A 25,969-nucleotide genomic window follows, 5' to 3' on the forward strand; every position below is an offset into this window, starting at 1 on the left:
GGCGCCTGTTTGCGGCCCGTCGCCGATGAGCGGTCCGGGCGGTCTTCGGTTGGCCTTGCGGCCCGATCGGTCTGCGCCGGGTCCTTTGTCGGGGACGCGCCGTCGCAGCGAAACTCTGTTGGCCAATGTCCAGCATCGGCCTGTCGGTCAGCATAGAGGATGGGGTGTGGAAAAGACAATATGGAATGTGAGCGTGGGCGGAGATGGCGGGCCCCGGCTGCGACAGGCCATGCAACTTCCCCGCCGCCCCCGCGTTGGACCCTCGAATGCCCGGAAACGGGCCTCTTGAAAGACAGACGGAAAGGAACGGCAGATGATCAACAAATCCGCATCGGCGAACTGGAAAGGCGGCCTGCAAGACGGCACCGGCACGATCTCGACCGAGTCCGGCGTGCTCGACGAGGTGAATTACGGCTTCAAGAAGCGTTTCGAGGGCGAGCCGGGCTCGAACCCCGAAGAACTGGTCGCCGCCGCCCACGCGAGCTGTTTCTCAATGGCGCTGAGCATGATCCTCGGCGACGCCGGCTTCACGGCTGACGACATTTCCACCAAGGCGGTGGTGTCGCTGGAGAAGAAGGATGACGGCTTTGCCATCACCAAGAGCCACCTGACCGTTACCGCAAAGGTGCCGGACGCGACGGCGGAGGACTTTGCCAAGGCCGCCGAGACCGCCAAGGCCAATTGCCCGATCTCGAAGCTCCTCGATACCGAGATCACCATGGACGCCACACTGGCGTGACGCTCAGGGACGGAGGGGGCGCTGCCCCCTTCGCGCGCCGGGGCGCGCTCACCCCCGGGATATTTGTGGCCAGAAGAAATCAGGGGCGAAGCGCTCTTGGTTTCTTCTGGCCTTAAATATCCCCGCCGGAGGCCTCCGACGGTGACGTCAGCCGAACGCCTTGAGGCGCTTGACGAGCGAGGAGGTGTCCCAGCGCCCGCCGCCCATCTGCTGCACGTCCTTGTAGAACTGGTCGACCAGCGCCGTGACCGGCAGGGCAGCGCCGATCTCTTCGCCGGTTGCGAGGCAGATGGCCAGATCCTTGCGCATCCAGTCGACCGCGAAGCCATGCTCGAACTGATCGTCGAGCATGGTCTCGTAGCGGTTCACCATCTGCCATGACCCCGCGGCGCCGCCGCCGATCACGTCTACCACGGCGCGACCGTCGATGCCCGCCTTCTCGGCGAATGCCAGCCCCTCGGACAGCCCCTGCACGAGACCCGCGATGCAGATCTGGTTGACCATCTTGCATTTCTGCCCGGCGCCGCTGTCGCCGATGCGCTTGCAGAGCTTGGCATAGGCGTCGATCACCGGCGCGGCGCGGTCGTAATCGGCCTGATCTCCGCCGCACATCACCACCAGCTGGCCGGTCTCGGCCCCGGCCTGACCGCCCGAGACCGGCGCGTCGACGAACCCTGCGCCCTGCTCTTTCGCGATGGCGTAGAGCTCGAGGGTCACCATCGAGCTGACCGTGGTGTGGTCGACGAAGAGCGCGCCCTCGCCCATGCCGGCAAAAGCGCCGTCTTCGCCAAGGCAGACCGAGCGCAGGTCGTCATCGTTGCCGACGCAGGCCATGACGAACTCGGCCCCCGCCACGGCCTCGCGCGGGGTCGCGGCCATGGCGCCGCCATGCTCTGCCACCCATTTCTCCGCCTTGGCGGTGCTGCGGTTGTAGACCGTGACCTCGTGACCCGCCGCCATGTGGCCGGCCATCGGGTATCCCATCACCCCAAGACCCAGGAACGCGCATTTCGCCATGGGTAAACCTCCCGTTATCGCTGTGCTTTGCACTTTGTCGCCGCTGCCCCGCCCCTTGGCAAGGGGGCGGCGGCGCGCTAAGCCCCGGAAAACCGGACAGCGGGGGTTTTCCCAATGGCGACACTCTTTCGATGGCTCCTGAGATTTGCCTCGATGGCGATCATGCTGTCGGTGATCGTGGTGCTGCTTGTCTACTACCTCGCCTCGCGCTCGCTGCCCGAATACGACAAGGACCTTGCCGTCGCGGGCGCGGCTGCCGAGATCGAGATCGTGCGCGACAACGCGGCGGTGCCGCATATCTTCGCCCGGAGCGACCGGGATGCCTATTTCGGCCTCGGCTATGCCCATGCGCAGGACCGCATCTGGCAGATGGTGCTGATGCGGCGCACCGCACAGGGGCGTCTGTCGGAGGTGTTCGGACGGCGCACGCTCGACACCGACATCCTGATGCGCCGGCTCGATCTCTACACCGCCGCAACGCGTTCGGTGGACGCACAGGACGCGACCACCACGCAGGCGCTGCGCGCCTATGCCGCCGGGGTCAACGCCCGCATCGCCGAGATCAACGACCAGAGCCTCGGGCGTGGCGCGCCGGAGTTCTTCCTGTTCAACGCCCCGGTTGCGCCGTGGCAGCCGGCGGATTCGCTCGCGATCGTCAAGCTGATGGCGCTGCAGCTCTCGGGCCAGTTCCGCGACGAGATCCTGCGCGCCCGCACCTCGCTGCTGCTGCCCGACCCGAACCGGCTGGCCGACATCCTGCCCGACATGCCCGGAGACGGCACCGCCGCCCTGCCCGACTACGCCGGCCTGTTCCCGAACCGGGACATGCCGCGCTTTGCCGCCTCGAGCGAAGGCCCGCGCGACCCGCTCTCGCCGGTGCCCGAGCGTGGGCTGGCGGGCGCATCGAACGCCTTCGCCGCCGCGCCGGACCGCTCGGCCGGTGGCGGCACGCTGCTGGCCAATGATCCGCATCTCGGCCTCACCGCGCCCTCGACCTGGTATCTGGCGCGGCTGCAGCTCTCCTCGGGCGGCGTCATCGGCGGCACCATCCCGGGCGTGCCCGCGGTGATGCTCGGGCGCTCGCAGGATCTCGCCTGGGGGCTGACCTCATCCTATCTCGACGACCAGGACCTGCATATCGAGGAGCTGAACCCGGAGAATTCCGAGCAATACCGCACGCCTGAGGGCTGGGCGCGGTTCCGCACCCGGCGCTCGATCATCGAGATCAAGGACGACACGCCGGTCACCGTCACCCTGCGCTGGACCGAGAACGGCCCGGTGCTGCCGCGCACCCGCTTCGATCTCGAGACCATCACGCCCCCGGGCCACGTGGTGAGCCTCAACTGGACGGCGCTTGCCGAAGACGACAGCTCGATGAGCGCCGCCATCGGGCTGATGCGCGCCGGCAGCGTCGAGGAGGCGCTGGAGAGCAGCGGACGGTTCGTGGCGCCGTCGCAGATGCTGACGCTGATCGACCGCGACAGCATCGCGATGAAGCTCATTGGCGCGATGCCGGCCCGCGATCCGGCGCATCAGAGCCAGGGCCGCCTGCCCTCGCCCGGCTGGATCGAGGCCAACCGCTGGCAGGGCATGCTGCCCGACAGCGCCAACCCGGTCTGGACCGATCCCGACGGCGGCATCGTCGGCAACACCAACAACAAGATCATCGACCGCCCCTTCCCGATGCATGTGAGCTTCGACTGGGGCGACAGCCAGCGCGTGATGCGCTGGACCCAGTTGATGCAGGGTCGTCAGGTGCACACCCGCGACAGCTTTATCGAGGCGCAGCTCGACACCGTCTCGCCGACGGCGCGCACGCTGCTGCCGCTGATCGGGCGCGACCTGTGGTACACCGGCGAAGCGGCGCCTGACGGCACGCCCGAGCGCCGCCGCCAGCAAGCGCTCGACCTGCTTGCCAACTGGAACGGCGAGATGAATGAGCACCTGCCGGAGCCGCTGATCTATGCCGCCTGGGTGCGGGCACTGCAGGAACGGCTGATCCGCGACGAGCTCGGGCCGCTGGCCGAGCGCTTCAACCACGTGGAGCCGTTGTTTATCGAGCGGGTGTTCCGCAATGTCGATGGCGCGGCGGTCTGGTGCGACGTGATCCGCTCGGTGATGGTCGAGACCTGCAGCGACATCGCGCGGCAATCGCTCGACGATGCGCTGGTGTGGATCGCCGAGACCTACGGCGGCTCGCTCGAGAGCCTGCGCTGGGGCGACGCGCACCAGGCGCTGCACGCACATGCGGTGTTGGGCGAGATCCCGGTGCTGCGCCACTTCGTGAACATCCGCCAGAACACCAGCGGCGGCGATTTCACGCTGGAGCGCGGCCGCACCTCCGGGCGCGACCCGGAGCCGTTCCTCAACATCCACGCAGCGACCTATCGCGGGGTCTATGATTTCGCCGACCCGGACTCGTCGGTCTTCATCTCGTCGACCGGCCAGTCGGGGCACTTCCTGTCGCGCCATTACGACGATCTCGGCACGCTGTGGCGCCGCGGGGAGTACATTCCGATGTCGCTGGATGCGGAACTCGCACGCGCCGCCTCGATCGGGGTCACGCGGCTGATCCCGGAATGAGCGGAAAGCGGCCGGGCGAGACGCATCTTGCTCCTGCGGAGGCGCGCGCGATTGCCCGTGCGGCACTGGCAGAGCAGCGGCCCGGCACGGCGTTCGGGCTTGGCTGCCTGAAGAACACCGACAAGGCGCAGCGCGCGCAGGTGTTCTGCGCTGCCTCCCCCGATGAGCGGCTTGTGGTGAAGGTCTACGCGCCCGCGTCCGCCGAGAAGGCCCGCGCGCAGGCGGCGCGTCAGCGCGCCCTTGCCGAGGCGTGGCCAGACGGCGCCCCCGCGGTGCTGTTCTTCGACGCCGCGCGGCTGGTGCTGGGCATGACGTATGCGGACGGGCCGAGCCTTGCGGCGGTGGTGCCGAAGCTCGCCCAGGAGAACGCCGCACGGCAGCTCGAGGCCGCGGGGCAGTGGCTCGGGCGGTTTCACGGGCTGACCCGCGAGGCGCACCCGTTCCGCCCCAAGGGGCAGATCGCCTGGCTGCACCGGCTGCTGGAGCAACATGACAGCGGCGAACGCACGATCCCCGAAATCGACGCGTTCCGCGCCGAGGTGGCGCGGCTCGAGGCGATGTTCCGCGCCGTGCGCGGCACGCCCTCGCAGCGCGCGGTCACCCATCGCGACCTGCATCTCGCCAATCTCATTGCGACGCGCGGGGGGCTGGTGGGGCTCGATTTCGAAAACGCCAAACCCGACGAGCCGCTGCGGGATCTGGTCTCGCTGCTGATCGACGCGGTGGCGCTCTCGGATGATGCCGAAGCGCTTGATCGGCACGCCGCGGCGCTCTCCAAGGGCTACGGCCCGGTCGGAAGCACGCCCGAAGCGGCGGTCTTCCTGCAGCGGATGTTCGCGCTCGGGGTCTGGGCCAACACCCCGCCCGAGCCGTCGCGGCGGCAGGGAGCGCGCTATCTTGCGGCGCGGCAGATCATCGCGACCGATCGCGCGCTCTTCGCCAGCTGAGCGCCCCGCTCAGCCCTGATCGCGGCCGACGATCTCGTGCAGGGCGTCGCGCTTCAGGACCCAGAGCGCACCCGCCGCCACCAGCCCGAGCCCCAGCGTCATCAGGCTGGCGAGGATCACCGTCTCGACCCGCTCCACCGCGAGCACGTCGATATCCGAGATCAGCGACAGCATCTCGAGGATGGTGAACGTCAGCAGCGCGGTGCCGACGAAAGAGCTGCGTGGGATGAAGCGGAACGCGACGGGGAAGCAGAGCAGCGCCAGCGCGATGGTCAGCCATTGCGGGGGCGCGAGAAGCGTCAGCGCCACCGAGGCAGCCGCGCCGAGCAGCGTCGCCAGCGTGCGGATCAGGCTGCGCGAGAACAGCGTGCCATAGGGCGGCATCGACAGGATCACGAAGGTCAGCGGCAGCCAGAAGCCATGCGTACCGAAGGCGCGCTGGCCGAGCCAGACCGCGCTCACCAGCCCGACACCGAAGATCACCCCGAAGGTGAAGCTGTAGACGCGGCTCACCGGCTTCGGCGGTTCGGGCACGCCGACCCTGCTGGCCAGCGAGGTGACGGAGATGCTCCACACCATGCCGGCGAGGTAGATCGCCAAGAGCTGCGGCAGGTTGTCGGAGGGGATCAGCGGCGAGGTGAACAGCGTCCACGTCAGCAATGCCCGCATCGCCGGGCGCGCCAGCCGGTGATGCGCCGCGATGGCGGTCATCGCCGCAAGGCATCCCGCCACCATCAGCGCCATCACCGGATCGGCGATCGCCACCATGCCACCGAGCCCGGTGACCATCGTGGCCAGCAGCGCCACCGGCGCCCCGCCCTCGCGCGCGGCCAGATGCGCCGGCATCGACGCGGCGAAGGCCGCCATACCGATCGGTCCGAAGGCCAGCACCGCCACCAACGGCGGCACGCCCACCGCCAGCATCATGATGCCGACGTCGGACCAGCCCATCTTGCGCGGCCCGTCGATGAACCACGAGGTCACTCGGCTGTGCTCGGCCATGGCAGGGGTCTCTTTCTGGGACTGTCGCGGCGCAGGCTAGCACGCCGCGACCGGCGCGCCATCCCCGCGTGAGATCAGAGCGTCTCGAACTGGGCGCGGTCCTTGGCGGACCAGCGCACCTGAAGCACGAAACCGTCCTCGTCCTGCGCCTCGCCCTGCACCAGCCCCTTCTTGAACAGCCACGAGCGGCGCTTGCCGTCGTCGAAGGCAAGGCGAAGCTCTTCCTCGAGGGTCTCGCCCTGCAGCCGCTCGGTGATGGCCTCGAGCATGGTGTCGAGTCCCTCGCCGGTGAGCGCAGACACCGCGAAGATGTTCTCTTCACGCGCCGCACGCTGCAGCACGCCCTCGTGAACATCCGGCGCAAGACGGTCGGTCTTGTTCCACAGCTCGACCAGCGGCACTTCCTCGTCGACCCCGAGACTGTCGAGGATCGCGGCCACGTCCGCGGCCTGCTCCTCGGTGTTGGGGTGCGAGATGTCGCGCACATGCACGATGATATCCGCGGCCAGCACCTCTTCGAGCGTGGCGCGGAAGGCCGCGACCAGTTCGGTGGGAAGGTCCGAGATGAAGCCCACCGTGTCCGACAGGATCACATCGATGCCCGTGGGCAGCTTCACCGCCCGCATGGTCGGGTCGAGCGTGGCAAAGAGCATGTCCTTGGCCATCACCTCGGCCCCGGTGAGCCGGTTGAAAAGCGTCGACTTGCCGGCGTTGGTGTAGCCCACCAGCGCCACGATCGGGAACGGCACCTTGGCCCGCGCCTTGCGGTGCAGGTCGCGGGTCTTGACCACGCGCTCGAGCTGACGGCGCAGCCGCACGAGTTGCTCGTCAATCGCGCGCCGGTCGGCCTCGATCTGGGTTTCGCCGGGGCCGCCGACGAAGCCGAGCCCGCCGCGCTGCCGTTCAAGGTGGGTCCAGGCCCGCACTAGCCGGGTGCGCTGGTAGCTCAGCGCCGCCATCTCGACCTGCAGAACACCCTCGCGGGTGGCGGCGCGGTCGGAGAAGATCTCGAGAATCAGGCCGGTGCGGTCGAGCAGCTTGACCTTCCATTCCTTCTCGAGGTTGCGTTGCTGCACCGGCGACACCGGGCCATCGACGAGCACCAGCTCGACCTCGGCATCGTGGATCTGCTCGCGCAGCTCCTCGATCTTGCCGGTGCCGAAGAGATGTCCGGGATGGGGATCGCGCAGCGGCACGACGGCGCTGCCGACGATCTCGAGGTCGGGAAGCGCCGCGGCCAGAGCCACCGCTTCCTCGAGGGCCATATCCGCGTCGCGCCGATCCCGGTCCGACCGGATGTCAGGATGCAGGACCCACGCGCGGGTCACATGCGTTGCGTGTTCTTTCAATCGTTGCCGTCGCCGTCATAGAGGTTGATCGGCTGCGACGGCATGATGGTCGAGATCGCATGCTTGTAGACAAGCTGGGACTGGCCATCACGGCGCAGCAGCACGCAGAAATTGTCAAACCAGGTGATAACCCCCTGAAGTTTGACGCCGTTGATCAGAAAAACCGTCACCGGAACCTTGGTTTTGCGGACGTGATTAAGGAATGCGTCCTGCAGGTTCTGTCTGTCCGAAGCCATTGAAATTGCCTTTATTCTTGCTCTTTGCCGCTTTGCGGCCTTCCCTCGTTTTGCCGAGTATGTATCGCGTACAGCGGAACTTCCAGTGTAAAAATAGGCCCGTAGCCCCGATCAGCGGTGCCCGCAAGCCCTCTGCCTCACACAGATGCAGGTGTGGGCCGCGGAGCCCCGCCGCCCGTGACGCCACGGAATGCGCCCACGGCACCGGCCCGATGCGGCATGGGACAGCACTTCAGTCGCGCCACAACCCCGGCGTGAGAAGCACGATGATCGCCAGCAGCTCGAGCCGGCCCAGCACCATCGCCGCCGCGAAGGTCAGCTTGGCGCCGCCGCTCAGTCCCGCCAGATCGACCGGCATCTCGGCCGCCGCGCGCAGCAGCGGGCCGCAATTGGTCAGCCCCGCGATGGTGACCGTCATGGCGTTCTCGAAATCCAGCCCGAACAGGCTGAAGACCAGAGAGAACGCGGCGATCGACATCGCGAACATCATGAAGAACACCCAGGCGATGAACGCGCCCTGCCGCCGCATCCGCCGCGCCATGACGCCGGAATGGCCGACCGAATGCGGATGCACCAGCCGCTCAAGCTCGCGTTTGCCGGCGAGGAAGAGCGCGTAGATGCGCAGCAGCTTCACGCCGCCCGCGGTGGTGGCGACGCCGCCGCCAATGATCGCCAGCCCCATCAGCATCAGCCCCGGGGTCTCGAGCCCGGACCAGCTGCGCGCCTCGGCCCAGTCGGCGCTCACGAACCCGGTGGTCGACAGGAAGGACAGCGCGGTGAAGATGCCGCCCCACAGCGCCCGCAGCCCCTGCAGGAGGTTCTGCTCTTCGCCGACGTCGAAGGCGGCGATCCAGTGACGCAGGAACAGCAGCGCCGGCACCACGATGACGAGCGCCAGGCCCATGCGGAACTCGGGATCCTCGCGCAGGCCGGGCCGGTACGAGGCGCCGGTGTCGCCCGAGAAGGTCAGCCGCGACAGCGCGAAGAACAGGAAGCAGAACACGATCATCTCGCCCGCGATGCCCGAAGGCGCCCTGAGCGGTGCCGAAAGCGGCGAGATGCCGGAGGTTGCCATCGTCGACATGGCGTGGCTGACCGCCAGCAACGGCGGGTCGCCCGCGATCATCAGCATGATCCACAGCGCCAGCGTCAGCCCGCAATAGATCGGCACCAGCATGCGCGCAGTGACCGACAGCCGCTCGGCCGGGTCCGACAGGTCGCGCAAGGTGGCCCCGGCATCGACGCTCTGGCCCGGCTCGCCACGGGCGGTGATCTCGAAACCGCCAAGCGTCAGCGGTGCGAGGATCGCCGCCGCCGCCACCCACATCAGCAGACCGCCGAGCCAGCCGACCTGGGCGCGCCAGAGATGCTCGGCCGAGGACAGGCGCGGCGCGTCGAACAGGGTCGCACCGGTGGTGGTGAAGCTCGAGACCATCTCGAAGAAGGCGTTGAGGAAACTGGTCGTGCGCACCGCCTCGTGGAATGGCACCGCCATCACCGCCGGCAGCACGATGAACGCGGTCATCAGCGCCAGCAGCTGGCGCGAGGCGTTCCGGTTGTGCCGCCGTGTGGCCTGGGCGATGGCGATCAGCACGGTGAGCACCAGCCCCACGATGGCGGCGTAGAAGAAGCTGCGCGCGTCGTGATACTCGCCCTCGGAGAGCGACACCGCCGCCGGCAGGATCATCGAGGCGCAGACGATCCCGGTCAGCAGGAGCAGCAGCGGCGTTCGGGACAGCGCGCGCATCGGCCTAGAAGAAATCGATCGAGACCTGGAGCAGCCGCTCGACCTGCGCCACGTCCTTGGCCAGCGCGAAGATCACCACGCGGTCGCCATCCTCGATGCGCAGGTCGCCGGTGATCTTGACCACCTTGTCTCCCTTGCGCACCGCGCCCACCAGCACGCCCTCGGGAAAGTCGATCTCGCGGATCATCTTGCCCGCCAGCGACGAGGTCGAGAGCACCTCGGCCTCGATCACCTCGGCCTCGGCATCGCCGATCGAGTAGACCGAACGCACCCGCCCGTGGCGGATGTGGCGCAGGATCGAGCTCACCGTGGTGGCGCGGGGGTTGATATAGGCGTCGACGCCCAGCGGCTCCATCAGCGGCACCATGGTGGGGTCGTTGACCAGCGCAATGGCCATCGGGCAGCCCGCCGCCTTGGCGCGCACCGCCGCCAGCATGTTGGTCTTGTCGTCGTCGGTGACGCAGAGCACCGCGTCGGCTCGGTCGATGCCGGCCTCGGCCAGCAGCGCCGCGTCGAGCCCGTCGCCATGCAGCACGATGGTCCGCTCGAGCGCATCGGCCGCGCGCTCGGCCCGCCTGCGGTCGCGCTCGATCACCTTGGCGCGGATGCGCTCGGTGCGTTTCTCGAGCGCGCTGGCCACGGCAAGGCCCACGTTGCCGCCGCCGATCACCACCACCCGCTCCTGCTTGCGCAGCGACTTTCCGAAGATCTCGAGGGTGCGGCGGATATCCTCGTGATGCACCACCACGTAGCAGGAATCGCCTGCGAAAAGCTGGTCGCCCGGCTCGGGCGCGAAAAGCGTGCCCTCGCGGCGCACGCCCACCACCACCGCACGCAGGGTCGAGAACAGGTCGGAGAGCTGGCGCAGCGGCGTGTTCACGATCGGGCAGTCATCGTCGATGGTCAGACCCAGCAGCTGGGCATCGCCCTGCAGGAAGCGCTCGGTGTCGAAGGCCGCCGGCGCCGAGAGGCGCTGCTGCGCCGCCTCGGCGACCTCGCGCTCGGGGCTGATTACCACGTCGATCGGCATGTGATCGCGACGGTAGAGATCGGAATAGATCGCCGTGAGATAGGATTGCGAGCGCAGCCGCGCCACCTTGCGCGGGATCGCGAAGACCGAGTGGGCCACCTGGCAGGTGACCATGTTGACCTCGTCGGAATGGGTGGCGGCGATGATCATGTCGGCATCGCGCGCACCGGCCTTTTCGAGCACGTCCGGGTAGGAGGCGAAGCCCGCGATACCCTGCACGTCGAGCGTATCGGTGGCACGGCGGACGAGATCGGGGTTGCTGTCGACGACGGTGACGTCGTTGCGCTCGCCCGAGAGGTGCCGGGCGATCTGCCATCCGACCTGCCCCGCCCCGCAAATGATGACCTTCATCCGTTCCTCGTGGTTGGCCCAAGACGTCTCGTTGGCATGACACGGGCGCGCCAGAGCGTCAACGGGCGGTTGCCCTCAGGGCCCGCCGGACGCGCGGGACTGCGGCCTTTGAAGGCGGTCCGAGCGCGCTTGGGCCGATGCCTCGCGGCGTGGCACGTGGTGGGCCGATGAGGGGCGCTGCCCCTCAAACTCCCCGGGATATTTCGAGCCAGAAGAAGACCTGCCGGCGTCAGGTCCCGGCCTTGGTGCGGGCTTTCCACGCGGCGTGCCACGCGCGCACGGCGGCGCGGGACTCCCAGTGGTAGTCGGGATCTTCGGTGACGCGGCCGACCCAGAGACGGCCCTGCCCCGTGCGCCAGGGATCGAGCACCAGCCCGCTTTCCATCGGCGCGCCGCTGGCGGTGACGATCACCGTGGCATGCTCGAGCTTGAGGTTGCGGGCATTTGCGATGGCCCTGTGCAACTCGAGGGTGCGGAACCGTTCGCCGGCCAGCGCGATCTCGAGCGCGTCGGCGAAATCCTGGCACACGCCCTTGTCGCGCAGCCCGTTGACGACCTTGAAATTGTGCACCAGCGGCGGGTCGGTCACCTGCCAGTCGCGGGCGCGCGCGAGCGGCACCTCGACCGCGATGCGGGCGGCGCGGGCCGCCTCGGCGGGATCGACCGAAGGGCCGAGCGCCAGCAGCGCCCGGGTGACCTCGGCGATCCGTGCCTCGCGGGCCTCGGTGGCGGCGGCGGGCGGCGCGGTTACGCTGCCTTTTGTCGACACCGTTGCGCCGCAGCCTGCGAGCAACAGCGCCAGCGCGAGCAGCGCCGCGTCAGCCTGCCTGCTGGACATGGTCCTCGTCCACATAGGCCATGCGGCCGCCGGATTTCGAGCCGGTCACCACGCCCAGCGACTTCAGCTTGCGGTGCAGCGCCGAGCGCTCCATGCCGACGAAGGCGGCGGTGCGGGAGATGTTGCCGCCGAAGCGGTTGATCTGGGTCAGCAGGTACTCGCGCTCGAAGGCCTCGCGGGCCTCGCGCAGCGGCAGCGTCGCCAGCGTGCCCGAGAGCACCACGCGGCCCTCCTCCTCGACGCCCGAGGGCGCATCCTGCGGCAGTTCGCGGGCCTCGATCGGGCCGGTGCCCTCGCCGAGGATCAGCACCCGCTCGACGAGGTTCTTGAGCTGGCGCACGTTGCCGGGCCAGACCATGGTCTGCATCAACGCCACCGCGTCCTCGGAGAGCGGGCGCACCGGCAGGCCCTGGCTCTTGTTGCAGGCCTCGATGAAATGCGCCGCCAGCATCGGGATGTCCTCGCGCCGGTCCTCGAGGCTCGGCACCGCGATCGGCACCACGTTGAGCCGGTGGTAGAGTTCCTGCCGGAAGCGGCCGGCGTCGATCTCGGCGTCGAGATCGCGGTTGGTGGAGGAGATCACCCGCAGATCGACGCGCACCTTGTCGGAGCCGCCGACCCGGGTGAAGGACTGGTCCACCAGCACGCGCAGGATCTTGGACTGGGTGCCGCCGGGCATGTCGGCAACCTCGTCGAAATAGATCACCCCGCCATGCGCCTGCTCCAGGAGGCCCGGCTCGATGCCGCGCTCGGGGCTTTCCCGTCCGAACAGCACCTCTTCCATGGTCTCGGGCTCGACCCCGGCGCAGTTGACCGTCACGAAGGGCGCCTGCGCGCGGCCTGAATTGGCATGGATGTAGCGCGCCGCCACCTCCTTGCCCGATCCCGCGGGGCCGGTGAGCATCACCCGACCGTTGGACTTGGTCACCTTGTCGAGCTGGCTCACCAGCGCCCGGAAGGCGGCGCTGTCGCCGACCATCTGCGCCACCTCGGTCTCGCGGCGCTTGAGCTTCTGGTTCTCGCGGCGCAGGCGCGAGGTCTCCATAGCGCGGCGGATCACCACCAGCAGCTGGTCGATGTTGAACGGCTTCTCGATGAAGTCATAGGCGCCCTGCTTGATCGCCGCCACGGCGATCTCGATATTGCCGTGCCCCGAGATGATGATGATCGGGATATCGGGGTTGTCGCGCTTGACGGTCTTGAGGATGTCGATGCCGTCCATCTTGCTGTCCTTCAGCCAGATGTCGAGGATCATCAGCCCGGGCGGCTCGGCGTTGACCTCGGTCATCGCCTCGGAGCTGTTGGCCGCCAGCCGGGTGCTGAAGCCCTCGTCCTCGAGGATGTCCCCGATCAGCTCGCGGATGTCGCGCTCGTCGTCGACGATCAGGATGTCACTCATGTCTGCCCCTCTAACTCTGCAATGATCTTCTGCTTCTGCGCCGGATCCGCCGGCATCGACCCGAGCGGCAGGCGGATCACCGCCATCGCCCCGGCATGGGTGTCGCCGTCGAATAGCGGCGCGTCCTCGAGGGCGAGGCTGCCGCCATGCTCCTCGATGATTTTCTTCACGATGGGCAGGCCGAGGCCGGTGCCCTTGTCGCGGGTGGTGACGTAGGGCTCGAAGAGCCGCGCCCGGTCCTCCGGCAAGCCGATGCCGTTGTCCATCACCCGGATCAGCGCGCGGCCGTCCTCTTCGGTGAGGCTGACGCGGATCTCCGGGGCGTACCCCTCCGGCGCGCCGCCTTCGACACGCGACTCGATCGCCTCGCCGGCGTTCTTGATGATGTTGGTCAGCGCCTGCCCGATCATCGTCGCATCAAGCTCGGCAGGCATCTCGGCCTCCGGCAGGTCGATGACGAAGCGCACGTCGGGCTGGCCGGTCTCCTGCAGCAGCGCCGCACCGCGCAGCAGCGTCACCACGTCCTCGGGGCGGCGCTCGGGCTCGGGCATGCGGGCGAACTTGGAGAACTCGTCGACGATGCGGCGCAGGTCCTCGGTCTGGCGCACGATGACCTCGGTCATCTGGTCCAGCTTCTCGGCATCCTCGCCCTGCATCTGGCGGCCGAACTTGCGCTTGATGCGCTCTGCCGAGAGCCGGATCGGGGTCAGCGGGTTCTTGATCTCGTGGGCGATGCGGCGCGCCACGTCGCCCCACGCGGCCATACGCTGCGCACTGACCAGATCGGTCACGTCATCGAAGGCGACCACGTAGCCCTCGAGCGAGCCGTCGTCGCGGCGGCGCAGCGACATGCGCACCAGCAAGTGCTCGAGCCGGCCCTCGCGGCTGACCTTGACCTCTTCCTGCGCGGTCTCCTGCCCGGTCGCCATCAGCTTGTCGAACAGCGCCCCGAACTCGGGCACGGCGACGGTGATCGGCACTTCGGACTTGGTTTCGTGCCATCCCAGCAGGCGCTCGGCGGAGCGGTTCACGAAGGTGACGCGGCCACTGTCATCGAGCCCGACCACGCCAGAGGTGACCGAGTAGAGCACGCTGTCGAAAAGCCGCTGGCGGCGCTCGATCTGGCGGGTGTTCTCGAGCAGGGTCTCGCGCTGCGCCTTGAGCTGGCGGGTCATCTGGTTGAAGTAGCGTCCGAGCATCGAGATCTCGTCGTCGCCCTCTTCTTCCTTCACCTGCACGTCAAGATCGCCCGCGCCAACGCGCTGCGCGGCGCCGGTCAGGCGGCCGACCGGGCGCGACAGGCGCTCGGCGAACCACAGGCCGAGCCATGTGGCGGCAAGGATCAGCAGCACGGCGAAGCCGAGATAGAGCAGCGCGAAGTCGAACAGGCGGCGCCCGCGCTCGCTTTCCTGCTGCTGGTAGAACTGTGCCGTGGCCTGGGTTTCATCCAGCAGGTTCAGAAGGTTACCGTCGACGGCGCGGCTGACATACAGATAGCGGTCGGCATAGGCATCCAGCGGGGTGAGCGCGCGCAGCTCGTGATTGTCCCAGTCGGGGATCATCACCACGCCCTCTTCCTCGGCAAGCGCGAACTGGGCGATGGTGGGCTGTTCGTAGTCGAAGAGGTAGGAGCGTTCGCCCCGGGCGCGGATCTCGCCGGCGCCGTCGATCACGTAGGCTTCGCGCAGGCCGCGTTGCACCTGCCCCTGCCCCTGCGCGAGGATCTGCCGGATGTCGCCGTCATCGAAGGCGAAGTTGGCACGGCGGGCGTTGTCGACGAAGCGCGCCAGCGCGTCGACGTCCTCGGCCAGGCCGCGGCGCTGCTCTTCCTCATAGGCCTCGGCAGCGGCGAGCGAGGCACCGACGACGTTCTGCACCCGGCTCGAGAACCAGGTTTCGAGGCCGATATTGATGGTGAGCACGGCGAAGACCGCGACCGTCACCGTGGGCAGCAGCGCCATCAGCGCGAACACCCCGGTCAGGCGCAGGTGCAGGCGCGAGCCCGCGGATTGCGCCCGGCGGTCGGCGATCATCCGGGCGACGCGGGCCAGGACCAGCGTCGCCAGAAGCAGGACGTAGATCAGATCGGCCAGAAGGACGAGGCTGAGGCTCAGTTCCGGCCCGCTGCCCTTGTCGAGCGGGCCAAGCGCGATGAAGGTCATCAGCGCCAGCAGCGGGCCGAGGATCACGAGACCCAGGGCCGCGATGTTCTGTACCATGCGCTGACGCCGCAGACGGGCCAGCTTTGACCACGCCGCGCTGCGCGAGACTGATTTCCGTGCCCGGATGGCCACAGGCCGACCTCATCCTGATGTGCTGCTCGATGCAGCGAACCGCCATATCTTGTGGCTTCTTCGCCACTTTCGCCGAAAGCGAAGCAGCGCGGCCACATCTCTGTGGCGGTTTTACATCAGTTTGCGGCGGCGTGTCACGCGAATATCGAGGTCGGTGATCTTCTTTCTCAGCGTATTTCTGTTGATTCCCAAAAGATCGGCACATTTCGCCTGATTGCCGCCGGTCGCCTCTAGCGCGATCTCGATCAGGGGCGCCTCGACCTCCTTGAGGATGCGCGCGTAAAGCCCCGGAGGCGGCAGCATGTTGCCGTGCAGGTCGAAATAGCGGCGCAAGTGGCGGGCCACCGATGTGCCGAGCTTCTCGGCATCTCCGCCGCGCAGGATCGGGCCGGTGTCGGGCTGGTTGCCCAGCACCGCCTCGACCTCGGGGCGGCTGATCTCTTCGGCGCGGCTGGTCAGGCTCAGGCGGCGCACGGAGTTCTCGAGCTGGCGCACGTTGCCCGGCCAGCTATAGGCGCGGAAGAGCTCGGCCGCATCCGCCGAGAGCCAGCGCTTGGGCGCGCCCTCACGCTCGGCTCGGGCGAGGAAGTGGTCGGTGAGCAGCGCGATGTCCTCGACCCGCTCGCGCAGGCTCGGCACGTTGATGGTCGCGCCCGAGAGGCGATAGTAGAGATCCTGACGCACATGACCCTCTTCCATCGCCTGCGCCAGATCGCCCTGCGAGGTCGCCATGAAGCGCGGCACGTGTTCGCCGGGGATATCCATCATCCGCACGACGCGGGCCTGGATCTCGTCGGGGATGTCGGTGATCTCGTCGATCAGCAGAGTCCCGCCCTTGACCCGCGCGAGCACCCGCGCCGGCCCCTCGAGATCCGACAGGTCGGCCCCGGTGACGGTGACGAAGGGCAGCGTGCGGCGGTCGGAGAAATCGTGGATCGCCCGCGCGATCAGGCTCTTGCCGGTGCCGCTCTCGCCCGAGATCAGGACGGGCAGATCGGTGTTCATCACCCGCGCCACGAGGCGGTAGAGCGCCTGCATCGCCGGGGTCTTGCCGACCAGCGGCAGCTCGTCCGGGCCGTCGGCACCGATCGTCGCCACCTCTTCGCGCTTCGGCGTGCGGTTGCGATTGTCGAGCGCCTTGGCGGTGCGCTTCATCAGGTCCGGCAGGTCGAAAGGCTTGGGCAGGTAATCATAGGCCTCGGCCTCGGCGGCCTGGATCGCGGTCATGATGGTGTTCTGCGCCGAGATCACGATCACCGGCAGCTCGGGCCGGTCCTGATGGATCTTCGGCAGCATCTCGAGCCCGTTGCCATCGGGCATGACCACGTCCGAGATCACCACGTCGCCCTTCCCTTCGCCGACCCAGCGCATCAGCGTGGTCAGCGACGAGGTCGCGTGCACCTTGCAACCGGCCCGGGTCAGGGCCTGGGTCAGGACCGTGCGGATGGTGCGGTCGTCATCTGCGACAAGAACGGTGCCGTCCATTAGCTCTTCTCCTCAGTCTCGCGCGGGGCGCGCGGAAGCGAAATGCGAAAGACCGTGCGGCCGGGGACGGAGTCCACCGAGATCCAGCCGTCATGGTCGGATATGATCTTGGACACCAGCGCGAGGCCGAGGCCGGTGCCGTTCTCCTTGCCCGAGACGAACGGGTCGAACACGTCGCCCTTGATGTCGTCCGGCAGGCCGGGGCCGTCGTCGATCACCTCGATCTGCAGCGGCAGCTTCTGGGTCGAGCCATCGGCCCGGCGCATGCGGAAGGAATGCTCGTAGAAGGTGCGCAGGCGGATCGTGCCGCCGGCCTTCTGGTCCGCCGCCTCGGCCGAGTTCTTCAGCAGGTTCAGAACCACCTGCAGAAGCTGGTCTGGATCGCCGTAGGCGAGCGGCAGCGAGGGGTCGTATTCCTCGATGAATTTCATGTGCGCCCCGGCACCGAGCTGGGTCGAGCGCCGCGCCCGGTCGAGCACGTCGTGGATGTTCACGGGCTTCTTCTCGGGGGCCGAAAGGTTGCCGAACTGCTCGACCTGTTCGAGCAGCTTCACGATGCGGCGCGTCTCGGCAACGATGAGGTCGGTGAGCTCGAGGTCGTCCTTGCTGAGGCTCATGCTCAGGAGCTGCGCCGCGCCGGCGATGCCGGCGAGCGGGTTCTTGATCTCGTGCGCCAGCATCTCGGCCATGCCGATGGCCGATTTGGCCGCCGATTTCACCGAATGGCTCTGGGTCATCCGCCCGGCAAGCTCGCGCGGGGAGATCAGCATGATGAACCAGCCGGGATGGCTCTGGACCGGCGCGATCTGCAGGTTGCAGACCAGCGGCGGGCGCGCCCCGGTGCCCACGTCGACATCGTTGACGAAGAGCGGCGTGCCATTCTCGCGCGCCCGGGCAAGGCTTTCCTCGAGCGGCGCGTCGACCGCAAGCCGATCCCAGATCGGCTGCCCGATCAGCCACTTGGCCGAGTTGTTCATGAAGCCTTCGGCGGCCGGATTCATGTCGGCGATGCGCTCCTCGGCGTCCAGAAGGATCGCCGGGATCGGCAGGGAGGACCAGAGCTGGCCTTGGATCTCGGTGTTCATGCGGCCTCCTCGAGGGCCTCTTCAAGCGCCGGCTTGAGCAATGCACCGACCCGGGAGGGGTCGCGCTCGGTCAGCACCTTGCGGCGCATCGCGGCATCGGTACCGGCGGCGTCCATGTACCAGCCCAGATGCTTGCGCGCGCAGCGCACGCCAAGCTCGGGGCCGTAGAAATCGATCATCCGATCATAGTGCTCGCGCACCAGATCGGTCAGAGCCGCACCCTCGGGGATCTCGGGCAGCGGCGCTCCGTAGAGCGCGTGGGCGATTTCGGCCAGGCGCCACGGCGCCCCCTGCGCCCCGCGCCCGACCATCACGCCATCAGCGCCCGACAGGCGCAGCGCCTCGCGGGCGCTTGCCGCGTCGGTGATGTCGCCATTGGCGACCAGCGGCACACTGACCGCCTCTTTCACCTTGCGGATGGCCGCCCAGTCGGCGCGGCCCTTGTAGAACTGGCAGCGGGTGCGGCCGTGGATCACGATCATCCGGATGCCCGCCGCCTCGGCCCGCGCCGCAAGTTCGGGCGCGTTCAGGCTGCCATCGTCCCAGCCCAGCCGGGTCTTGAGCGTCACCGGCAGATCCACTGCCGCGACCACGGCCTCGATCAACCGGAGGGCGTGGTCGGGATCGCGCATCAGCGCGGACCCAGAGTAGCCACCGGTGACCTTCTTGGCCGGGCAGCCCATGTTGATGTCGATCACCCGCGCGCCCATGTCGGCGACCATGCGCGCCGCCTCTGCCATCGGCTCGGGGGCGCGGCCGGCGATCTGGACCGAGGTGTTCTCGATCGCGGCGCCCAGCTCGGCCTTTTCGCGGGTGCCGGGGCGTGCGGTGAGGAACTCGCCGCTGGCGATCATTTCGGACACGACAAGCCCCGCGCCCCATCGCGACACGAGGGTGCGGAAGGGCAGATCGGTGATTCCCGCCAGCGGGGCCAGCAGGACGGGGGGAGTGATCGACCTGTCTCCGAGGAGGATACTCAAGCGCCTATTCCTTGTGCAGATGCTTGTGAGGTAACCTGTGATGTCGCGACATTCAATTGCCCAAAGGGTTTATCGCCCCATCTCATCGCAGCTTGCCTAATTTTTGATCGCCCCTTCTGGTCGCATTGCGCAGCGCCGGGGCAGCGCCTAGAGAAGGCGGCGGGAAGGACGCCTGATATGACCACCGCCGCCATCATCGTCGCCGCCGGGCGCGGCACCCGCGCCGGGGGCGCGCTGCCCAAGCAATGGCGCGAGATCGCCGGTGCGCCGGTGGCGCTCTGGACCCTGCGCGCCTTCGCCCACCTGCCCCGCCTCGTGCTGGTGATTCACCCCGATGACCGGCCCCGCGCCGAGGCGCTTTGCGAGGGTTTTCCCGTCACGCTTGTGCATGGCGCCGCGGACCGAGCCGGCTCGGTCCGTGCCGGGCTGGAGGCGCTTGCCGGTGATCCACCAGAGCGGGTGCTGATCCACGACGTGGCACGGCCCTGCGCCTCCCGGAAATTGATAGAGGCGGTGATTGCCGCGCTCGCCACCACGCCGGGTGCGGCACCGGCGCTTGCGGTGACCGACGCGCTCTGGACCGGCGACGGGATCCGCGTCACCGGGACCCGCGACCGGAACGGGCTCTACCGCGCCCAGACGCCTCAGGGCTTCCGCTATGACGCCATCGTGCAGGCCCACGCGGCGCATCCCGGCGGCGCCGCCGACGATGTCGAGGTGGCACGCGCCGCCGGTCTGGACGTCGCCATCGTTCCGGGCGAGGAACGCAATCTCAAGATCACCGGCCCGGACGATTTTGCCCGCGCCGAGGCACTGCTGAAGGAGACCGAGAGAATGGATATCCGACTGGGCAACGGCTATGACGTGCACCGCTTCGGCGAGGGCGACCACGTGGTGCTCTGCGGCATCAAGGTGCCGCACGGGCGCAGCCTGCAGGGCCATTCCGACGCCGATGTCGGCATGCACGCGGTCACCGACGCGCTCTACGGTGCCATGGCCGAGGGCGATATCGGTCGTCACTTCCCGCCGAGCGATCCGCAGTGGAAAGGCGCCGCGAGCGAGATCTTCCTGCGCCACGCGGTCGATCTGGCCGGCTTCAAGGGATTCACCATCTCCAATATCGACCTCACACTGATTTGCGAGCGCCCCAAGATCGGCCCCCACGCCCCCGCCATGATCGCCGAGATGTGCCGCATCATGGGCATGGAGGCCGACCGGGTCTCGATCAAGGCCACCACCTCGGAACGGCTGGGCTTCACCGGTCGCGAAGAGGGCATCGCCGCCATTGCAACTGCCACGCTGGTGAAATCATGAAAGCCATTGCCTCCTTCTTCTACGTCGGCTTCCTGAAGCCCGCCCCCGGCACCTGGGGCTCGCTCGCCGCCCTGCCCGTGGCCTACGCGCTGTTGCTCGCCGGCGGCTTCTGGCTGCTCGCCGCCGCCACCGTCGCAGCCTTCGTTCTGGGCCTCGTCGCGACCGAACGGATGACCAGCAACGCCACCGACCACGATCCCTCCTGGATCGTCATCGACGAGGTGGTCGGCCAGTGGATCGCGCTGTTCCCGGTGGGCTACGGCGCGATGATGATGTCGGTCGACATCTGGCGGCTCTGGCCGGGCTGGGTCTCGGCCTTCGTGTTCTTCCGCCTGTTCGACATCTGGAAGCCGTGGCTGGTCGGCAAGGCCGACCGTCGGGGCGACGCGATGGGCGTCATGCTCGATGACGTGATCGCCGGCGTATTTTCTGCTATCGTCAGCATCGCGCTTGCCGCGCTTGCCCATGGAGTGCTGATGTGACCGAAGTTCTTGCCCGAGACATCCTGATGCTGGCCCGCGAACGCGGCGCCACGATCACCACCGCCGAAAGCTGCACCGGCGGCAAGGTCTCGGCGGCGATCACCGACGTGGCAGGCTCTTCCGACATCTTCCACCGCGGCTTCGTCACGTACTCCAACGCCGCCAAGCAGGATCTGCTTGGCGTGCGGGGCGAGACGCTCTCGCTGCATGGCGCGGTATCCGAGCAAGTCGTGCGCGAGATGGCCGAGGGCGCCCGCGTGGCCGCCGAGGCGGATTTCGCCGTGGCGATCTCGGGCGTTGCGGGCCCCGGCGGATCGGAGCTCAAACCCGAGGGCATGGTCTGCTTCGCTCTGGCCAGCGCCACCGACACGATCAGCGAAACAGTCGAGTTCGGCGCACTCGGGCGCGGAAATGTGCGCGAGGCGGCCACCCATCACGCGCTCGAGCTGCTGCAGGACGCGCTGAGCGAGGACTGACCCGCCTCAGCCCTGCGGGCCGTAAAGCTCTGCCGCGCGGCGCTCGAAGGCGCGCACGATGCGCTGCATCGCCTCGTAAAAGAACATCCCCGCGGCCCCCTGCAGGATGCGGTTCTTGAACTCGAAATCGACGAAGAAGTGCACATCGACGCCGCCCTCCGGCTTGTCCTCGAAATGCCACTTGGAAATCATGTGCTTGAACGGGCCGTCGAGGTATTCCGTGTCGATCTTCTTGGGCTCGGGATACAGCGTCACGCGGCTGCCGAAGCGCTCGCGGAAGACCTTGAACGAGATCACGAGGTCCGCAAGCATCACGGTGTGATCCCCCTTGTCCTCGGTCGAACGGATGCGCGCCGCGGCGGTCCACGGCAGGAACTCGGGATAGCTACCGACATCGGCCACCAGATCATACATCTGTTGGGCGCTGTAAGGCAGGTGCTTGGTCTCGGAGTGGGTCGGCATGACGGTCTTTCTAGCGCCCCTTTATCGCGTGACAATGGTCGGGGGTTTCTTCATATGCTGTGGCCGTCTTTGCAAGGGGAATGCCATGACAGAGCGGCCATATGTCGTAGACGAGATGATCTCGGCCAAGACCATCGCCGCGCGCATCGAAGACCTCGCGCGCGAGATCGGGCGCGAATATGCCGACACCGAGAAGCTGGTGGTGGTGGGCCTTCTGCGCGGCAGCTTCGTGTTCATCGCCGATCTGGTGCGCGAGCTCGACCTGCCGGTCGAAGTCGATTTCCTCGAGGCCTCCTCCTATGGCGACGCCATGCAGTCGAGCCGCGAGGTGCGCATCCTCAAGGATCTGCGCTCACCGATCGAGGGACGCGACGTGCTGGTGGTCGAGGACATCGTGGATACCGGCTTCACCCTGCACCACGTTCTGAAGCTGCTGAGTTCGCGCGAGCCGCGCAAGCTGCGCACCATCGCTCTGCTCGACAAGCCCGCGCGACGCGAGGTCGCGCTCAAGGCGGACTGGACGGGATTCGAGATTCCCGACGAGTTTGTCGTGGGTTACGGCATCGACTTCGCGCAGAGGAACAGGAACCTGCCGTTCATCGGCAAGGTGCGTTTCCCGGAGGCGTAGGATGAACCCTCACTGGCTGCTGCGGATGGCGCGATGGGTCCGGAACCCGCCATCGTCGGACCGCGTCAGGCTGGTTCTGGCGGTGGTGGCCCTGTGCCTCGCGCTCTACGCGGTCGAGCGCTGGATCGGCTGGCCCGACGCGCTGACCGCAGAGCGCCTGCGCGCGCCGATGCGGGTGAGCCCCTGAGCCAAGGCCGATCACGGTTTGGCGAGCGACATGTCAGGCACGGTCAGGACGGGGTTCCTGACGGCTCATAGACGACATGAATAACCGCACTTAGCAATCTGATTTAAAATGTAATTCCAGAACGGACATGCCGATCACGAGTTTGTCCTCGCGCAGAGTATCGCGATCGATTCGCAAACTCTCCGGTTGTCACAGCACTGTCGAGCGACAAGGCTAGGTTTGCCAAGGCCGGGTTGCCGGTCTAGTTCTCATGGCACCCATAGGTAGAAATTACATCACCCACAGGGAGTTTTCGATGACCCGCCTTCTGACCGCCGTCACCGCCCTATCGCTTGGCCTTTCGGGCGCCGCGATCGCACAGGATTACTCCGGCCAGCTGAAAGCCCGCCAGGGCCAGTTCCGCATCCTCGCGATCAACCTCGGCACATTGGGCGACATGGCCCAGGGCAAGACCGAGTACGATGCCGAGGCGGCGCAGGCAGCCGCCGACTCGCTGGTCGCTGTCTCGATGATCCACCAGGGGCCGCTGTGGCCCGAGGGCTCGTCCGAGATGGACATGGATGGCACCCGCGCCAAGGCCGAGATCTGGGACGACTGGGAAGATTTCGGCTCCAAATGGTCGGCGCTCGGCGAGGCCGCCACCGCCATGCAGACGGCGGCCGCCGGCGGCGCCGAGGCGATCGGGCCTGCGATGGGCGCTCTTGGCGGCGCCTGCAAGGCCTGCCACGACAGCTACCGCGCGCCGCGGAACTGATCCATGCGCAAGGCGATCGGGATCGTGGTCCTGGCGGCGATCGCCGCCGCCGGGGCCGGATGGGTGCTGACCGCGCCAAAGCGGCTGCCCGAGGCGCGCTTCACCGGCATGACCGGAGACCCCGCAGCGGGCGAGCGGGTCTTCACCGCCGCCGGCTGCGCCTCCTGTCACCATGCGCCCGACGCGTCGGGCGAGGACAAGCTGGTGCTGTCCGGCGGACAGCGCTTCGCCTCCGACTACGGCACCTTCGTGGCCCCCAACATCTCGCCAGATCCCGAGAACGGCATCGGCGACTGGGGCCTTGCGGACTTTGCCAACGCCGTGATGCGCGGCGTCTCGCCCTCGGGCCAGCATCTCTACCCGGCCTTCCCCTACACCGCCTACGCCCACATGCGCGACAAGGATGTGGTGGATCTCTGGGCCTACCTGCTGACACTGCCTGCCTCCGAAACGCCGAGCCCGCCCCACGAGGTCGGCTTCCCCTTCAACATCCGCCGCGGCGTGGGCGCGTGGAAGCTGCTCTACATGAGCGACGACTGGGTGATGAGCGATGTGCCCGACGCGCAGCTAGAGCGCGGCCGCTATCTCGTCGAGGCGCTGGCCCATTGCGGCGAGTGCCACACGCCCCGCGACGGGCTCGGCGGGCTCGACACCTCCGCCTGGCTCACCGGCGCGCCGAACCCCAATGGCAGGGGCTCGATCCCGGGCCTGACGCCAGACCGGCTCGACTGGGACGCGGGCTCCATCGCCTATTACCTCGAAAGCGGCTTCACCCCGGACTACGACAGTGCCGGCGGCCACATGGTGGCGGTGGTGGAGAACTTTGCGAAGCTGGACCCGGCCGACCGCGAGGCCGTCGCGGCCTATCTCAAGGCCCTGCCGGCCGGCGGGGCGATGGACTGAGCGCGGCACACCAGCCCTGAAACCACCTCCCGGCCGCACGCACCGGCCTGCCTCCGGCGGGAGTATTTTTGACGAAGAGAAGCCAGGGGCGCAGCGCTCCTGGCTTCTTTGGTTCAAAAATACCTCGGGGGTGAATTGGCGCACAGCGCCAAGAGGGGGCAGCGCCCCCTGCACCAACAAAACAGCGCCGCGCAGCGGCACCGCTTGGTGTCAGCCTTTCTTCTTGCCGAGGTGTTTCTTCAGGGCGCCGGCGTTCTTCTCGCGACGGCCCTTGTAGGGGTTCTTGTCGCCCTGCCCGCGCATGTAGAGCCGGATCGGCGTGCCGGGCATGTCGAAGCTCTCGCGCAGGCCGTTCACGAGGTAGCGCGTGTAGCTGTCGGGCATGTCCTGCGGGCGCGAGCACATCACCACGAAGCCCGGCGGCCGGGTCTTGGCCTGGGTCATGTAGCGCAGCTTGATGCGGCGGCCCTGAGGCGCGGGCGGCGGGTGGCTCGACACCATGCCCTCGAGCCAGCGGTTGAGTTGGCCTGTGGAGATGCGACGGTTCCACACCTCCCACGCCTTCATGATCGCCGCCTGCAGCCGGTCGAGCCCGCGCCCGGTCTTGGCCGAGACGGTGACCAGCGGCGCGCCGCGCAGCTGCGGCAGCAGCCGCTCGAAGGATTCCTTGAGGTCGCGCAGCTTCTCCTGCTTCTCGTCCTCGATGTCCCACTTGTTCACCGCGATCACCACCGCGCGGCCCTCGCGCTCGGCAAGATCGGCGATGCGCAGGTCCTGCTGCTCGAAGGGGATCGCCGCGTCGAGCAGCACCACCACGACTTCGGCGAACTTGACCGCGCGAAGGCCGTCGGAGACCGACAGCTTCTCGAGCTTCTCCTGCACCCGCGCCTTCTTGCGCATGCCGGCGGTGTCGAAGATCCGCATCGGCACCCCGCCCCACTCGGTGCGCACCGAGATGGCGTCGCGGGTGATGCCGGCCTCGGGACCGGTCAGGAGACGCTCCTCGCCGATGATCTTGTTGACCAGCGTCGACTTGCCGGCGTTTGGACGGCCCACCACGGCGATCTGCAGCGGCTTCGTCGCGGTGATCTCCGGCAGCGACTCGTCGGCCTCCTCCGAGACCTCCTCGTCGACGCTCACATCCGTTTCGGGCGCCTCCTCGGCGGCGCGCTCGGCAAAGCCGTCGGCCAGCGGCTGCAGCGCGCCGTAGAGGTCGGGCATGCCCTCGCCATGCTCGGCAGAGATCCGCAACGGCTCGCCCAGACCCAGCGCGTAGGCCTCGAGCACCCCGGCATCCGCCGCCGAGCCCTCGGACTTGTTGGCCCCGAGGATCACGTGCTTGGCGCGCTTGCGCAGGATCTCGGCGAAGATCTCATCGGTCGGGGTCACGCCGACGCGGGCGTCGATCATGAACAGGCAGACATCGGCCATGTCGACCGCGCGCTCGGTCAGGCGCCGCATGCGGCCCGGCAGGCTGTCATCGGTGGCATCCTCGAGCCCCGCGGTGTCGATCACCGTGAAGCGCAGGTCACCGAGCTTGCCCTCGCCCTCGCGCAGGTCGCGGGTCACGCCGGGCTGGTCGTCGACCAGGGCAAGGCGCCGGCCCACCAGCCGGTTGAACAGCGTCGATTTCCCCACATTGGGGCGGCCCACGATGGCCAGCGAGAAGGTCATGTCCTGA

General features: G+C 67.9%; 24 protein-coding genes. 10 read left to right on the forward strand and 14 right to left on the reverse strand.

Annotated features, from left to right (window positions below; translation table 11 throughout):
• The first annotated feature begins 313 nt into the window (after positions 1-313).
• Positions 314-739 carry an OsmC family protein gene (locus R2601_RS18100; RefSeq protein ID WP_007800955.1) on the forward strand — a complete coding sequence of 142 codons (426 nt, stop codon included), beginning with the start codon at positions 314-316 and terminating at the stop codon, positions 737-739.
• 147 nt (positions 740-886) lie between these two features.
• Here the strand turns inward: R2601_RS18100 and R2601_RS18105 are convergent, their stop codons facing one another.
• Entirely contained in the window at positions 887-1,756 is an 870-nt protein-coding gene (locus R2601_RS18105) for an NAD(P)-dependent oxidoreductase (protein WP_007800957.1), read from the reverse strand.
• A 114-nt stretch (positions 1,757-1,870) separates the two neighbouring features.
• Here R2601_RS18105 and R2601_RS18110 point away from each other — a divergent pair, with 114 nt between their 5' ends.
• Both R2601_RS18110 and R2601_RS18115 read left to right on the forward strand, forming a co-directional pair.
• Positions 1,871-4,339: a penicillin acylase family protein gene (locus R2601_RS18110; RefSeq protein WP_007800959.1), complete on the forward strand. Its 2,469-nt coding sequence runs from the start codon at positions 1,871-1,873 to the stop codon at positions 4,337-4,339.
• The gene (locus tag R2601_RS18115; protein ID WP_007800962.1) at positions 4,336-5,286 is read left to right on the forward strand and encodes a phosphotransferase family protein; all 951 of its coding nucleotides are present in this window, start codon (positions 4,336-4,338) and stop codon (positions 5,284-5,286) included. Before R2601_RS18110 ends, R2601_RS18115 begins: the two co-directional genes overlap by 4 nt.
• Positions 5,287-5,295: 9 nt before the next feature.
• On the opposite strand, the gene R2601_RS18120 is transcribed toward R2601_RS18115, so the two are convergent.
• From R2601_RS18120 to dusB, 11 genes are all read right to left on the reverse strand, one after another.
• The gene (locus R2601_RS18120) at positions 5,296-6,288 is read right to left on the reverse strand and encodes an FUSC family protein (RefSeq protein ID WP_007800963.1); all 993 of its coding nucleotides are present in this window, start codon (positions 6,286-6,288) and stop codon (positions 5,296-5,298) included.
• Between the two features lie 74 nt (positions 6,289-6,362).
• Positions 6,363-7,616: a GTPase HflX gene (gene hflX / locus R2601_RS18125; protein ID WP_007800964.1), complete on the reverse strand. Its 1,254-nt coding sequence runs from the start codon at positions 7,614-7,616 to the stop codon at positions 6,363-6,365.
• Positions 7,617-7,633: 17 nt separating this feature from the next.
• A complete protein-coding gene (gene hfq, locus R2601_RS18130) occupies positions 7,634-7,873 on the reverse strand; it encodes an RNA chaperone Hfq (protein ID WP_007800966.1) in 240 nt (79 codons plus the stop codon).
• Between the two features lie 232 nt (positions 7,874-8,105).
• A complete protein-coding gene (locus R2601_RS18135; protein WP_007800967.1) occupies positions 8,106-9,620 on the reverse strand; it encodes a TrkH family potassium uptake protein in 1,515 nt (504 codons plus the stop codon).
• Positions 9,621-9,624: 4 nt separating this feature from the next.
• Positions 9,625-11,001: a Trk system potassium transporter TrkA gene (gene trkA / locus R2601_RS18140; protein WP_007800970.1), complete on the reverse strand. Its 1,377-nt coding sequence runs from the start codon at positions 10,999-11,001 to the stop codon at positions 9,625-9,627.
• 229 nt (positions 11,002-11,230) lie between these two features.
• On the reverse strand, positions 11,231-11,839 hold the full coding sequence (locus R2601_RS18145) for a hypothetical protein (protein ID WP_007800972.1): 609 nt from the start codon (positions 11,837-11,839) through the stop codon (positions 11,231-11,233).
• A complete protein-coding gene (gene ntrX / locus R2601_RS18150) occupies positions 11,820-13,238 on the reverse strand; it encodes a nitrogen assimilation response regulator NtrX (RefSeq protein WP_007800974.1) in 1,419 nt (472 codons plus the stop codon). Before ntrX ends, R2601_RS18145 begins: the two co-directional genes overlap by 20 nt.
• Positions 13,235-15,457, reverse strand: a complete 2,223-nt coding sequence (locus R2601_RS18155) for a sensor histidine kinase NtrY-like (RefSeq protein WP_007800976.1) — start codon at positions 15,455-15,457, stop codon at positions 13,235-13,237. Before R2601_RS18155 ends, ntrX begins: the two co-directional genes overlap by 4 nt.
• A 186-nt stretch (positions 15,458-15,643) precedes the next feature.
• Entirely contained in the window at positions 15,644-17,017 is a 1,374-nt protein-coding gene (locus R2601_RS18160) for a response regulator (RefSeq protein WP_007800978.1), read from the reverse strand.
• Positions 17,017-18,102: a two-component system sensor histidine kinase NtrB gene (locus R2601_RS18165; RefSeq protein WP_007800980.1), complete on the reverse strand. Its 1,086-nt coding sequence runs from the start codon at positions 18,100-18,102 to the stop codon at positions 17,017-17,019. Before R2601_RS18165 ends, R2601_RS18160 begins: the two co-directional genes overlap by 1 nt.
• A complete protein-coding gene (gene dusB / locus R2601_RS18170) occupies positions 18,099-19,082 on the reverse strand; it encodes a tRNA dihydrouridine synthase DusB (protein WP_007800982.1) in 984 nt (327 codons plus the stop codon). Before dusB ends, R2601_RS18165 begins: the two co-directional genes overlap by 4 nt.
• Before the next feature lie 177 nt (positions 19,083-19,259).
• Here dusB and R2601_RS18175 point away from each other — a divergent pair, with 177 nt between their 5' ends.
• From R2601_RS18175 to R2601_RS18185, 3 genes are read left to right on the forward strand one after another with little or no spacing between them, the layout of a single operon-like run.
• Positions 19,260-20,396, forward strand: coding sequence for a bifunctional 2-C-methyl-D-erythritol 4-phosphate cytidylyltransferase/2-C-methyl-D-erythritol 2,4-cyclodiphosphate synthase (locus R2601_RS18175; protein WP_007800984.1), 1,137 nt, complete (start codon positions 19,260-19,262; stop codon positions 20,394-20,396).
• On the forward strand, positions 20,393-20,878 hold the full coding sequence (locus R2601_RS18180; RefSeq protein WP_007800986.1) for a phosphatidylglycerophosphatase A family protein: 486 nt from the start codon (positions 20,393-20,395) through the stop codon (positions 20,876-20,878). The genes R2601_RS18175 and R2601_RS18180 overlap by 4 nt, the downstream gene beginning before the upstream one ends.
• Positions 20,875-21,354 (forward strand): CinA family protein, encoded by a 480-nt coding sequence (locus tag R2601_RS18185; protein WP_007800988.1) that lies wholly within the window; start codon positions 20,875-20,877, stop codon positions 21,352-21,354. The genes R2601_RS18180 and R2601_RS18185 overlap by 4 nt, the downstream gene beginning before the upstream one ends.
• 6 nt (positions 21,355-21,360) lie before the next feature.
• On the opposite strand, the gene R2601_RS18190 is transcribed toward R2601_RS18185, so the two are convergent.
• On the reverse strand, positions 21,361-21,816 hold the full coding sequence (locus R2601_RS18190) for a type II toxin-antitoxin system RatA family toxin (protein WP_007800989.1): 456 nt from the start codon (positions 21,814-21,816) through the stop codon (positions 21,361-21,363).
• Positions 21,817-21,901: 85 nt separating this feature from the next.
• Between R2601_RS18190 and hpt the strand changes: the two genes are divergently transcribed.
• From hpt to R2601_RS18210, 4 genes are all read left to right on the forward strand, one after another.
• Positions 21,902-22,444, forward strand: a complete 543-nt coding sequence (gene hpt / locus R2601_RS18195) for a hypoxanthine phosphoribosyltransferase (protein ID WP_007800991.1) — start codon at positions 21,902-21,904, stop codon at positions 22,442-22,444.
• Position 22,445: 1 nt separating this feature from the next.
• The gene (locus tag R2601_RS18200; protein ID WP_007800993.1) at positions 22,446-22,631 is read left to right on the forward strand and encodes a hypothetical protein; all 186 of its coding nucleotides are present in this window, start codon (positions 22,446-22,448) and stop codon (positions 22,629-22,631) included.
• Positions 22,632-22,926: 295 nt separating this feature from the next.
• A complete protein-coding gene (locus R2601_RS18205) occupies positions 22,927-23,385 on the forward strand; it encodes a c-type cytochrome (RefSeq protein WP_007800995.1) in 459 nt (152 codons plus the stop codon).
• A 3-nt stretch (positions 23,386-23,388) separates the two neighbouring features.
• Complete coding sequence (locus R2601_RS18210; protein WP_007800997.1) at positions 23,389-24,288, forward strand: c-type cytochrome; 900 nt, start codon at positions 23,389-23,391, stop codon at positions 24,286-24,288.
• A 210-nt stretch (positions 24,289-24,498) separates the two neighbouring features.
• Here R2601_RS18210 and der read toward each other — a convergent pair whose 3' ends face one another.
• Positions 24,499-25,962: a ribosome biogenesis GTPase Der gene (gene der / locus R2601_RS18215; protein WP_007800999.1), complete on the reverse strand. Its 1,464-nt coding sequence runs from the start codon at positions 25,960-25,962 to the stop codon at positions 24,499-24,501.
• Between the last annotated feature and the right edge of the window lie 7 nt (positions 25,963-25,969).

Source organism: Salipiger bermudensis HTCC2601 (assembly GCF_000153725.1).
In the GTDB taxonomy this organism is placed as follows: Bacteria; Pseudomonadota; Alphaproteobacteria; order Rhodobacterales; family Rhodobacteraceae; genus Salipiger; species Salipiger bermudensis.

Excerpts from the sequence above, each read along its gene's own strand:
- R2601_RS18100 (WP_007800955.1), top strand. The coding sequence starts at position 314 with ATGATCAACAAATCCGCATCGGCGAACTGGAAAGGCGGCCTGCAAGAC.
- R2601_RS18105 (WP_007800957.1), bottom strand. The coding sequence starts at position 1,756 with ATGGCGAAATGCGCGTTCCTGGGTCTTGGGGTGATGGGATACCCGATG.
- R2601_RS18110 (WP_007800959.1), top strand. The coding sequence starts at position 1,871 with ATGGCGACACTCTTTCGATGGCTCCTGAGATTTGCCTCGATGGCGATC.
- R2601_RS18115 (WP_007800962.1), top strand. The coding sequence starts at position 4,336 with ATGAGCGGAAAGCGGCCGGGCGAGACGCATCTTGCTCCTGCGGAGGCG.
- R2601_RS18120 (WP_007800963.1), bottom strand. The coding sequence starts at position 6,288 with ATGGCCGAGCACAGCCGAGTGACCTCGTGGTTCATCGACGGGCCGCGC.
- hfq (WP_007800966.1), bottom strand. The coding sequence starts at position 7,873 with ATGGCTTCGGACAGACAGAACCTGCAGGACGCATTCCTTAATCACGTC.
- R2601_RS18135 (WP_007800967.1), bottom strand. The coding sequence starts at position 9,620 with ATGCGCGCGCTGTCCCGAACGCCGCTGCTGCTCCTGCTGACCGGGATC.
- trkA (WP_007800970.1), bottom strand. The coding sequence starts at position 11,001 with ATGAAGGTCATCATTTGCGGGGCGGGGCAGGTCGGATGGCAGATCGCC.
- R2601_RS18145 (WP_007800972.1), bottom strand. The coding sequence starts at position 11,839 with ATGTCCAGCAGGCAGGCTGACGCGGCGCTGCTCGCGCTGGCGCTGTTG.
- ntrX (WP_007800974.1), bottom strand. The coding sequence starts at position 13,238 with ATGAGTGACATCCTGATCGTCGACGACGAGCGCGACATCCGCGAGCTG.
- R2601_RS18155 (WP_007800976.1), bottom strand. The coding sequence starts at position 15,457 with ATGGTACAGAACATCGCGGCCCTGGGTCTCGTGATCCTCGGCCCGCTG.
- R2601_RS18160 (WP_007800978.1), bottom strand. The coding sequence starts at position 17,017 with ATGGACGGCACCGTTCTTGTCGCAGATGACGACCGCACCATCCGCACG.
- R2601_RS18165 (WP_007800980.1), bottom strand. The coding sequence starts at position 18,102 with ATGAACACCGAGATCCAAGGCCAGCTCTGGTCCTCCCTGCCGATCCCG.
- R2601_RS18175 (WP_007800984.1), top strand. The coding sequence starts at position 19,260 with ATGACCACCGCCGCCATCATCGTCGCCGCCGGGCGCGGCACCCGCGCC.
- R2601_RS18180 (WP_007800986.1), top strand. The coding sequence starts at position 20,393 with ATGAAAGCCATTGCCTCCTTCTTCTACGTCGGCTTCCTGAAGCCCGCC.
- R2601_RS18190 (WP_007800989.1), bottom strand. The coding sequence starts at position 21,816 with ATGCCGACCCACTCCGAGACCAAGCACCTGCCTTACAGCGCCCAACAG.
- hpt (WP_007800991.1), top strand. The coding sequence starts at position 21,902 with ATGACAGAGCGGCCATATGTCGTAGACGAGATGATCTCGGCCAAGACC.
- R2601_RS18200 (WP_007800993.1), top strand. The coding sequence starts at position 22,446 with ATGAACCCTCACTGGCTGCTGCGGATGGCGCGATGGGTCCGGAACCCG.
- R2601_RS18205 (WP_007800995.1), top strand. The coding sequence starts at position 22,927 with ATGACCCGCCTTCTGACCGCCGTCACCGCCCTATCGCTTGGCCTTTCG.
- R2601_RS18210 (WP_007800997.1), top strand. The coding sequence starts at position 23,389 with ATGCGCAAGGCGATCGGGATCGTGGTCCTGGCGGCGATCGCCGCCGCC.
- der (WP_007800999.1), bottom strand. The coding sequence starts at position 25,962 with ATGACCTTCTCGCTGGCCATCGTGGGCCGCCCCAATGTGGGGAAATCG.